3 protein-coding genes are annotated in these 3,989 nt (G+C 72.0%); 1 reads left to right on the top strand and 2 read right to left on the bottom strand.

Annotated features, from left to right (window positions below; translation table 11 throughout):
• On the bottom strand, positions 1-880 hold an 880-nt coding region (locus D7V93_RS39645; RefSeq protein ID WP_120648226.1), incomplete at its 3' end, for a bestrophin family protein.
• A gap of 163 nt (positions 881-1,043) precedes the next feature.
• Between D7V93_RS39645 and D7V93_RS39640 the strand changes: the two genes are divergently transcribed.
• Positions 1,044-2,882, top strand: a complete 1,839-nt coding sequence (locus tag D7V93_RS39640; protein ID WP_120648225.1) for a patatin-like phospholipase family protein — start codon at positions 1,044-1,046, stop codon at positions 2,880-2,882.
• A 36-nt stretch (positions 2,883-2,918) separates the two neighbouring features.
• Here D7V93_RS39640 and D7V93_RS39635 read toward each other — a convergent pair.
• Positions 2,919-3,989: DUF6068 family protein (locus D7V93_RS39635; protein ID WP_158623968.1), on the bottom strand; the 1,071-nt coding region annotated here is incomplete at its 5' end.

Here is a 3,989-nt window from a genome sequence, read left to right as displayed (position 1 = left end):
GGTCATGGTCGTTCACGCTGGGGGCCGGCAGGAAGGCCAGCAGGTTGTTCTGGATGTTTTCGCAGATGGCGTCGAGCGGCAGGTCGTTGTCGTCCGTGCCGAAGGGGTCTTCAATCTCGACGCCAATCTCTTCAATACCAAAGAAGACATAGGCCACGACAAAGGTCGCGGGGACTGTCACCCAGCCGTAGGTGTCCACCAGCGCGAAGGGCAGGGTGAAGCAGTAGAGGATGAGCGCGCGGCGCAGGTGCACCATGTACGCGAACGGCATGGGCGTGCGGTGGATGCGCTCACAACCCCCCAGGTAGTCGATGAGCAGCTGCACGTTCTGGTCGAGCTGCATCTGGACGTACTCCGGATACAGCCCTGCGCGCCGGCCCTCGTCGAGCACCGCCGTCATCCGCCGCGCCACCATCAGCGGGACGTGCTGGGCCTTGAGCACCGCCTGCGCTTCGTCCTGCGGCAGGTCCCCGGCCTTGGGGCCCAGCTGCCGTTGGCCCCGCAGCCAGGCGGACGCCGCGAAGGGGAACACCGCCGTCCAGCGCACCAGCGGGGCGAACAGGGCGCTCCTGCCCAGGAACACCTCCGACGCGCGCGCCAGGTTGCGCGTCTCGTTGACGATGCCGCCCCACAGCTTGCGGCCCTCCCAGAAGCGGTCATAGGAGGCGTTGGTGCGGAACACGAGCAGCAGGCTCAAGCTGATGCCGGCCAGCGTGTGCACCGTGGGCGCGACGCCCACGTGGCCCACGTGACGCGAGAAGGCCACCACGCCCGCGGCCCAGACGACGCACAACAACACACGGCCGACGATCTCCTTCACCATCGAACCGCGCAGGTAGTGGAAGTAGCTCCACCAGCGATGCGGGTCATACTCAACCATCGGTCCTCGATCCTCCCGGGTGGGGGCGCATGCTAACCGCACCGCGCCGCGTCGCGCCGAACGGCTTTTTGCGGAATTGCGGATGTCCGGCACTCCGGGCCGTGGCCTCCCCGCAGGTGCTTCGGCTAAGCAGGAGGCAGGCCCGCTCCCAAGGAGGCGTCCCATGCGCCGTCACGTCAGGTCCCTGCTGATGGTCTTCCTCTGCACGACGAGCGGCTGCAGCTTCCTCCGCACGGACGTGCTGCTGGACACGCTCAACGCGCCGGACTCCTCCGGGCAGCCCAAGGACGCGCCGCCCCGGGTGCCGGCGGTGGAGCGGGTGGCGGGGCTGACGCGCGCGCAGCTCATGGACGCGTACGTGGACTCCGAACGGGTGGGCGCGTGGATGGAGGCGCTGGGCGCGGCGCCGGACGCGGTGCTGGAGATGACGGCCTGTCTGAACCAGCGCGCGGGCGGCGACATGGCGGCCTGCTACGAGAACGACGCGCGCACGGGCTTCATCGACCGGGTGGTGAAGGTGCCGGTGTGGAGCGTGCCGCTGGCCACGCAGTCGCTCTCCGTGACGGCGCCGTCCGAGGTGGAGGTGGACGCGGAGCGCTTCCTCGCGAACGCGATGAGCCTCGGGCCGTCGCTGGCGGCGCTGCAGCAGTCGCTGGAGGTGCCGCTGACGCGCGAGGTGCTCGCGCAGGGCATCCAGCAGGGCGCGGCGTCCGCGGCGGGCTACTTGCGGGCGCGCACGTGGCGGCGCGACTTGAAGCGGCCCACCAACGCGGTGGTGCTGAGCGGCGGTGGGGCCAACGGCGCGTTCAGCGCGGGGGCCATCTGGCGGCTCCTGGGCATCCTGGAGCAGTGCCGGGGCAAGCCCGCGCCGGAGGGGTGCGGGGACGCGCGCATCGACCTGGCGGCGGGCACGAGCACGGGCGCGCTCATCAGCACGCTGGTGGACCTGTTCCACACGCCGGGGCAGGAGGCGAGGGCGCGCCAGCTGCTGATGGGCAACTACACGTGCACGGTGGAGTCGGACCTGTACTGCGTGAACTCCACGTGGCTGTGGAACCTGGCGGACGACACGCGGGGGCTGGTCCGCTTCGACGGCGTGTACACGAAGCTGGATCAGGTCATCCAGCCGGGGATGTTCCACAACGGCACGGAGCTGGTGTCGGTGTCGGTGGACTTCCAGACGGGTGACGTGTTCGGCGTGAGCGACCAGGACCCGGCGGACTTCCAGGCGGGCGTGACGGACGCGGAGCGCAAGCGGGGGATGACGCGGGCCATCGTGGCGTCCATCGTGGAGCCGGTGCTGTCGGAGCCGGTGGGCTCGCTGCCGTCGGCCTCCGGGAAGCGGACGGGGACGTACTACGACGGCGGGGTGCGCTCGGGGCTGCCGCTGCTCCAGGCGGTGCAGCGCGGGGCGGAGCGGGTGCTGGTCATCTCCACGGGCGGGGTGAACCCGTCTCCGGCGTTGGATCCGAAGAACGCGATGAACGTGCTCATGCGCACCATCGACCTGTTCGTGGCGCAGCCGCGCGTGGGCGAGGTGCAGCAGGCGGAGCTGCTCGCGGTGACGCGCCGGCTGGGCGAGTACAACGTCTGCATGCTCCGGGGCTCCGGCGAGGACTTCTGCCGCCGCAAGGGTCCGGGCTTCCAGGCGCCGGGGATGGTGGCGCCGGAGGCGGGGCAGGCGGTGTGGATGGGCTCGGCGCGCTTCGACCAGGTGGCGTCCAGCTGGCGCAGCGCGTGGATGTTCAAGCCGGAGACGGGGCTGGCGACGGCGAGCGGCTACTCGTTCACGCCGGAGGTGATGCAGCCGCTCTTCGTGGCCGGGGTGGAGTCGCTCCAGAAGCGGTGCACGGAGGTGCTGGGCTTGTTCGACATCCGGGGCACGCTGGCGGCGAAGGAGTGCGCGCGCCAGCTGGTGGAGGTCGCGGACGAGGCGCGTGAAGCGCTTCCGTCCGTCCAGCAGTGCCGCGAGGACAAGCCCGAGCGCCGCACGTGTGACTGACGCGCGCCGAGGCTCCGGCCGAGGCTGCGGGAGGAGCTACTTCCCGCCGTCCTTGACCCACAGGCCCCAGCCGGTGAGCGCGGAGCCGTCCTCGGCCACGCGCTTGCCCTTGGGAGGGACGCGGAAGATGGTGTCCGACAGCGTGGCGAAGCGGGCTTCTTCCGCGAGCCCGTTGAGGGCGGCGCCCCACGGCTCGGCGGCGTAGGTGGCCACCTGGACGCGGCGCTCGGCGCCCTCGCCCAGCGGCGTCTCGATGACGAGGGCGGGGACGGGGTGCTGGCCCACGGTGAAGGTCTCGCGGCGCGGCGGCGTGGTGCCGGCGGTGACGGGCGGCCACTGCTGCGGCACGCTGACGGCTTCGCTGACGGCCAGGAGCAGGGCTTCTTCCAGCGGCGTAGCGTCCGCCTCCTGGAAGTCCGCGCACGGGGCATCGCCGGTGGGGCCGGTCAGCTCCTTGCGCAGGAGGAAGCCGCGCTCGGCGCCCAGGCAGACGCGGCGCACGGAGGGCGTGCCGGAGACGTCCTGGCGCACGTCGTACCAGGTGCCCGGGCCCCAGGGCCGCTCGAGGACGGGGACGGTGCCCGCGGCGTCGGTGCCCTGGCGGAAGGACACGAGCGTGAGCTGCTGGCTGCCGCTGGCGCCGAAGCCGGAGAGGGTGGTGCTGGCGTCGAGCAGGCCGTGGGTGAGGTACAGCGGCCCGGGCTCGGACGCATAGAGGCGGTTCTGCAGGGGGCCGTCGCTGGGGCGGCTGTCGTGCAGGTAGCGCTGCGCGTCCCACGTGCGGCCGGCGGCGGTGGTCTGTTCGGCGGAGCGCTGGCCGCGGTGTTCGGCCTTCCACGGCTGGGTCTCCTCCAGGCGCATGGGCAGCACGCGGCTCTGGGAGAGGCGAGGGTGGGCGAGCGGCTTGCCTGTGTCATCGGTGAAGGTGATGGTGAGCCACGCCCAGGGGGCCTGGACGGCGACGACCTCCAGGGCGACATGGCCGGCCACGGCGGTGCCGGGCCCGGGTGCGGCGGAGCGCTGCCCGCCCGGGCGGCCCCGGTTCGCGGAGAAGGCGTACTCCACGCGGTCGCCCACGCGGGCCCGCTGCCACGGCGAGGCGGCGGC

Origin of the sequence: Corallococcus llansteffanensis, assembly GCF_003612055.1 — a bacterium.
GTDB lineage: Bacteria > Myxococcota > Myxococcia > Myxococcales > Myxococcaceae > Corallococcus > Corallococcus llansteffanensis.
Note: the sequence above shows the minus strand (reverse complement) of the source record. Positions and strands in the feature narration are given on the sequence as shown.